Annotated in this window: 6 protein-coding genes; 2 read left to right on the top strand and 4 right to left on the bottom strand. The window is 34.3% G+C overall.

The window, feature by feature from the left end:
* Positions 1–207 precede the first annotated feature (207 nt).
* The 3 genes from Megvenef_RS07015 to Megvenef_RS07005 all read right to left on the bottom strand — a co-directional run bounded on the left by Megvenef_RS07015 (position 208) and on the right by Megvenef_RS07005 (position 3,384).
* A complete protein-coding gene (locus tag Megvenef_RS07015; protein WP_322777258.1) occupies positions 208–1,182 on the bottom strand; it encodes a DinB/UmuC family translesion DNA polymerase in 975 nt (324 codons plus the stop codon).
* Positions 1,183–1,586: 404 nt separating this feature from the next.
* Positions 1,587–2,282, bottom strand: coding sequence for an ankyrin repeat domain-containing protein (locus tag Megvenef_RS07010; protein ID WP_322777257.1), 696 nt, complete (start codon positions 2,280–2,282; stop codon positions 1,587–1,589).
* 190 nt (positions 2,283–2,472) lie between these two features.
* Positions 2,473–3,384, bottom strand: coding sequence for a peptidoglycan DD-metalloendopeptidase family protein (locus tag Megvenef_RS07005; protein ID WP_322777256.1), 912 nt, complete (start codon positions 3,382–3,384; stop codon positions 2,473–2,475).
* A 95-nt stretch (positions 3,385–3,479) separates the two neighbouring features.
* Here Megvenef_RS07005 and rpiB point away from each other — a divergent pair, with 95 nt between their 5' ends.
* Both rpiB and Megvenef_RS06995 read left to right on the top strand, forming a co-directional pair.
* Positions 3,480–3,914, top strand: a complete 435-nt coding sequence (gene rpiB, locus Megvenef_RS07000) for a ribose 5-phosphate isomerase B (RefSeq protein WP_322777255.1) — start codon at positions 3,480–3,482, stop codon at positions 3,912–3,914.
* 35 nt (positions 3,915–3,949) lie between these two features.
* Complete coding sequence (locus Megvenef_RS06995; protein WP_322777254.1) at positions 3,950–4,996, top strand: histidine phosphatase family protein; 1,047 nt, start codon at positions 3,950–3,952, stop codon at positions 4,994–4,996.
* A gap of 473 nt (positions 4,997–5,469) precedes the next feature.
* Here Megvenef_RS06995 and Megvenef_RS06990 read toward each other — a convergent pair whose 3' ends face one another.
* Positions 5,470–5,622 (bottom strand): hypothetical protein, encoded by a 153-nt coding sequence (locus tag Megvenef_RS06990; RefSeq protein WP_322777253.1) that lies wholly within the window; start codon positions 5,620–5,622, stop codon positions 5,470–5,472.
* Positions 5,623–5,750: the final 128 nt, after the last annotated feature.

Here is a 5,750-nt window from a genome sequence, read left to right as displayed (position 1 = left end):
TGGATTTTGTAAGCTGTTTATGACATGAAACCCCTTGTTAATTCAGGCGGGGAGAGTTTTGACGGAGGGACTATTTAATTTTATATAGAGATTAATCTAACTATAGTATGTGCATAACTATGATAGTAATTTAGTTGACACCTAAATGGCTAGAACATGTGATTAAATAAAGCCTTTGTTCTATGCTCACCCACCTTATTATTTCATTTATTTAAATACCTCCTTAGCTTTGTCTCCTGGAATATGAGAAAAGGCAATGGGATCATCTTTTACGGTAGGACGGATACCTAAGTTTATTACTGACTTGCCATATTTGTTGTTGATATTGTCCATAGCAACTGAGATCCCCTGCTTCTTAGTAATAATACCTATCTCATCAAATGTAAGCTGGCGCGGCTTTTCGATTAACCCCGCCAATGATACTGCTACTTGATATATGCTATTAACTTTATTTTGCTCTGATAACCGATCCCAAATATTAAGTAATTGCTTTAAAATGGTTGCATTATCACAAGCGGGAGATATTTTGGCGGAGGATTTATAAATTACTCTATTGGTAGTTCTAATGTATAAATTTATAAAGGTAGAATATAAAGCTTTGTCTCTTAATCTCTTCGCTGCTTTCAGTATTAATTCGGCAGCAACATCACGAGCAGCGTCACTATTCCTTATCTCGGGATCAAGTATTCTACTATGACCTATTACCTTATTTTTAACTACATATTCTGATAACTCATGGTCTCTTAGTAAATACCAACATTTTTTTCCATAGATACTACCCCAAATAGCCTGCAAGTGCCCAGCGCTACATTCATACAACTTCTCTACAGTATCTATGTTTGCAATGTAAAGTCTTCTCAGCATTCGATGACCTATGCCTGGTATGTCCCTTAAAGAAAGATCAAAAAGTTTTGTTGGTATATCTTCTGGTTTGATAATAGATAACCCATCAGGTTTTTTCATTTCAGCCGCTATTTTAGCTAAGTACTTACTTGGCGCAATACCAATACCTTTCAGCTTTGCTTCATAGCTAACAGCAATAGCGCAAGTAGAGTCGGACAACAATGGGACAACTACTATGGGTTTGCCTCTAAGATAATGGTTTACTTGTTGCTCGATAGTAGCAAAGTAGCTATTAAGATCAAAGTACAGCCAATTCAGACCAACGACTTCGTTAAGCATCGGCGTACCTTACTACTAATTACAAACCTTTATCCTATGCCAATCTTGATAACTGTACATTATTCTAATGCAATAGAAAAGCTTTTTAAAGCCGTAGGCGGAACGTAAGCTTAATTATCATTATGATATGGATTGGTGTGTACCTGTTTATAAATATACATAATGGTTTATCAAGGTTTTTTATAATAGCAATTGTCCTGCCAATTGCTTGTAAGTCTGGCACCGTAGGTTTGATGGTAAACTTGATATTTGAATATGAATCTCTTTTTATTAGTCCCGCTTCTGCGGGGCTAATAAAAAGTAGGAGCTCTAATTACAGCTTTAGGGTAGTAAGTATAGTAGAGTAGTAGTCTGCGGCAGCGTTAGTTTCATTATGCGCATGCTGGGTGCATGCCTTTGTTATACTAACTTTCACTATCAGAGTCATTATTATCCACATTACCTAGGGTGTTAACAGTCTCATCATCAGGATTATTAAAATGGATAATGCTGAGATTCACTCCCTCTTGTTGGATAGTGTTGGCAATATACTCATCAAAAACGTTGGTTTCTCTTGCGTTGAGGAAAACCTTAGCTTGATGAGCTGTTAGGTACTTGATTATCTCTGTAGATTTATTCTCAGCTGCTATATAGAGAGGGCTTTTAGATGGGGTAGAAGGTGTAGTTGGTTTTGACAATAAAGCAGATAAGAAACCTTTACCTTGTACCATCTGGGAAGCGATAGCAAAAGATGCAGACGTTGTACAGTCGTTAATATCAGCATTCAGCTCTTCTACCAAATATTTCATCACATTTGGGCTTCCTTCTTTTGCTGCAATATGCATAGCCGTCCAACCATCCTTAGTATACAATCCTTCTGTCACATTCCCTTTAAGTTTTTTGAGTTTCTCTACTCCTATCCCCTTGTAAGACCCTGCGGCGAAATAGGGGCTTATATTTTTAGCATCTACAAGATATTTAAAACATTTTATTGCATCCTTTGCCGCTGCAAAATGTACAGCATGTGCCCCTTCTTCGTTTAATTCATTGATATCAGCTGTTCCTAGTTCCTCTATTAATGCATCTAAATCGTCACTTTCAATTGCTGTCCAAATAGTCATTGTATATACCTATGGTTTAATTATATGTTTGTTTTCAAGATAATATCCTATGTTATTAGTGTCAATAAAATTTAATAAAAGGACAAATAGCTTTGTTATATTTGATTAAAGAAGGTAATTAGGTAGTGATTATGTATTTAAAAAATAGTCTTTGAAAAATATTTATTAGTATAACGCTTATATTTTGGGACTATTTAATAAATTGCGAAGGATCTTTTGCTACTTTGCCTTCTCTTATACCAAAATTAAGCTGTGGTTCTGTCACTTTGCCTGTGCTGCCCACATATCCTACAACATCACCTTGTTTTACACTAGCACCTTTGGTGAGGATTATGTCTTCTAAATGCGCATAAGAAGTAACAAGATTTTTCCCATCTAACTTGATAATTACTAAATTACCAAAAGTGGCATCGTAATCAGCATATATTACTTTACCCGCAGCAGTTGAAAGTACTTTAGTTCCAGGCTTGGCGCTTATACTAATGCCTTTGCTCGTTCCGAATGGTGTTTTATCACCAAATTTTGTAATTACTTTCCCCTTCACTGGCGTGATATATTCACTACTTGCTACTTGATCTTGTATATCCACTTCTGGTTTTTCAATTTTAGCTTTTTCTACTTGTACTAAAGGTTCATCAGCATCAGAGCTATTTGAAGTTAAGTTATTTTCTTTAGTTTGTTTAATTTTAAGAACTTGAAATTCATCAATATAATGAGGTGGTTCCAAGTCATTTAATAAGGCGATTTCTGAGACCTTTTGTCCATATTTTGATGCAATATCTTCAATAGTTTCGCCAACTTGCACCTCATGATAAATGATTTTGTCTTTAGTTTCAGGCTTTCCTTGTGCTGGAATTATATATTGTTCATTATCTGTAGTAGTAGTCTCTGTAATAACATCAGGGCTAATTGTTTCAGTAGGTTTCACTTCAAATGAGCCGGTGGAAATAACTTCTCCTTCATCAACAAGGGTTGGGTTTGTTTTGGCTGAGGCACCTTTCTTTGAGCCACCGTGATTAAATTCTATAGGCGCTGATTGTTTTGAAACTGCGCACGCAGATAATATAAATGATAAAAGAATCAAAAGGCTTTGTTTTTTCATTTTGCCAAGGGATGTAATTACAGATTTGTTTTGCTAATTAAATAAACGTCATTATATATTAATATCTATTACTTTGTATATTAAAAAGGTGTTTAATGGAAAATTATGATTTAGCTATTGCAAGTGACCATGCTGGGGTCAAATTGAAGAGTAAAATTGTCAAAGATCTCGAGCAGAAGGGTTTAAAAATACTTGATCTAGGAACAAATAGTGAAGAGAGAGTAGATTATCCCGATTTTACTCATAAAATGGTAGAAGAATTTATTGAAGGGACAATTACTCAAGGTATTTTGATTTGTGGAACTGGTATTGGTATGTCTATAGCGGCAAATAGGAGTTCTGATATTCGAGCAGCTTTATGTACAAGTGAATTCATGGCAGAACGTGCCCGGTCGCACAATGATGCAAATATATTGGTATTGGGCAGCAAGCTAGTAGAAGACAATATTTCAATTAAAATGGTAGAAAAATTTCTAAATACTAAGTTTGAAGGGGGAAGACATTCTAGACGTTTAGCCAAGATTAGGTAATAATATTATATAATATTAATATATAAAATTTACAAATGAGACGATCTAACTATATTTTTATCGTTGTAATTATATTTATAATAAGCTCTATGTATTATGGCGTTATAAGCAATGGTTCCCAAGCTATAAGTAACCGGGATGGTAAAGTAGTTATGGTTATAGATTTAATTAGACATGGAGATAGAGCTCCTATTTTTTGGTCTTCTGAACTTATGGGTGATATATGGAATGAATCGGAAATTGGCAATTTAACTACAGAAGGGAGAAAAAACGCTAGGGATTATGGGGTCACTATCTCTAGTTTGTATCCAGAAATATTTTATGCCCCTGAAATCGAGGTTTATACAACAAACTTTACTAGAACAATGGATACTGCTAAGGAAGTTCTAGTAGGAATATTAGGGAAGTCTGATAAAACTATCCCAATCAAGGATATTAATGAAGACGCAAGTTTTAAATCTAGAGAAAATAAAAACACTAATGAGATAGTTAAATTTATTAGTAAAAAGACTGCGGAAAATTATCCACAAGAATTAAAAACGAGATATGAATCTGAATTAACATATATTAATAAATTATGTGGAACGGATTTTAGCGGCCGTGGGAGATTTATTCAAGTAGCAGATGCTATGCTGGTTTCTAAAAAGCAAAAAAATGTGAGGTTATGTAGTATACCAGATACTAAAATATCTGAGATTATACAGCTTGGTGAACAAATATATTCGGATAATTATAAAAATAATATTCAAAATTTTTTAGTAAGCAAAGACTTATTATTATCTATAATTGATACATTACTATTGAAAAAAACAAAGTCTATTACTACTAATTATAAGTTGATGGTGATGCATGATGGAAACATAACACCTATGATTAGGCTTCTAGCTGGAGAGCAAGCTATAGATGAAGGAAAATTTCCTGATTTTAATGCAAGCATAAGGTTTGAGCTTATAGAGGAAAATGATGATTTTTATGTTCAAGTAAAATATAACGGCACTCCTTTAGAATTAAGCCCCAAGAAATATACTTACTCTTGGTCAGAGTTTTTGAATATTATCCTTACTAAAGTTCTAGAATTATAGTTGCTCAATTTGGATTATTCAATTTCTTAGTTCTAGAATATGAAAGATATCCCCTGAGTTTTATAAGAAACGCGAGTAGCCATTTCGTAATGACGTAGAACGCGTATTTTATAGTGTTAATCGGTGAGTCTCTGGTTAAGATTTTTGGTGAAAATCAAAACGAAAGTATATCAAAGATGTTGGTAGATTGATTACCAATAGGAGCCTTTTTCATTTCTGTGCAGGCGAAAATCTTTTAGTTTGACAATAATTGAATTGAAGGGATGAAAGAGGTTGAGGTAGATTTGAGAGATAGTTACAGAGAGGGATTATACCGCATGCTATTACTAAAAAAGTATGATTATATTTTTTTAGTAGCGAGGGAGGGAGTCCGGGCGTTTAGCTAAGATTAGGTAACCAAAGTTCCGAATTAGACAAGGGTTAATTATGTAGGTCTTTCCTGTGCCTACATAATTAACCTGAACTGCTTAGGGTTATTGCGCAACATCTTCAAACCAAAGGCGTTCTACCTTTGTATCCCCAACATCATTTATATGTACAAACTGTCCTCCTCTGGACCTATCTTTAGGACCGAAATTTACCTGATTTTTTATAGAAACAGATGGCGCTACATGTAGTATGGACAATATTTCTGGTCTATAGCGCGTATCTCTGAGCCACCCAAAACCTTCGTATATAGTCTCTCCGTCAAAACTCTAAATTTTTGATATAATTTCAAGAATTTCAAAAATAAATCACCGCACATTCATTTTTT

The sequence above is a fragment of the Candidatus Megaera venefica genome (assembly GCF_034554655.1).
Lineage (GTDB): Bacteria > Pseudomonadota > Alphaproteobacteria > Rickettsiales > Rickettsiaceae > Megaera_A > Megaera_A venefica.
Note: the sequence above shows the minus strand (reverse complement) of the source record. Positions and strands in the feature narration are given on the sequence as shown.

Bases quoted from the DNA above. Each gene is read 5' to 3' on its own strand.
- Megvenef_RS07015 (WP_322777258.1), bottom strand. From the start codon at position 1,182: ATGCTTAACGAAGTCGTTGGTCTGAATTGGCTGTACTTTGATCTTAAT.
- Megvenef_RS07010 (WP_322777257.1), bottom strand. From the start codon at position 2,282: ATGACTATTTGGACAGCAATTGAAAGTGACGATTTAGATGCATTAATA.
- Megvenef_RS07005 (WP_322777256.1), bottom strand. From the start codon at position 3,384: ATGAAAAAACAAAGCCTTTTGATTCTTTTATCATTTATATTATCTGCG.
- rpiB (WP_322777255.1), top strand. From the start codon at position 3,480: ATGGAAAATTATGATTTAGCTATTGCAAGTGACCATGCTGGGGTCAAA.
- Megvenef_RS06995 (WP_322777254.1), top strand. From the start codon at position 3,950: ATGAGACGATCTAACTATATTTTTATCGTTGTAATTATATTTATAATA.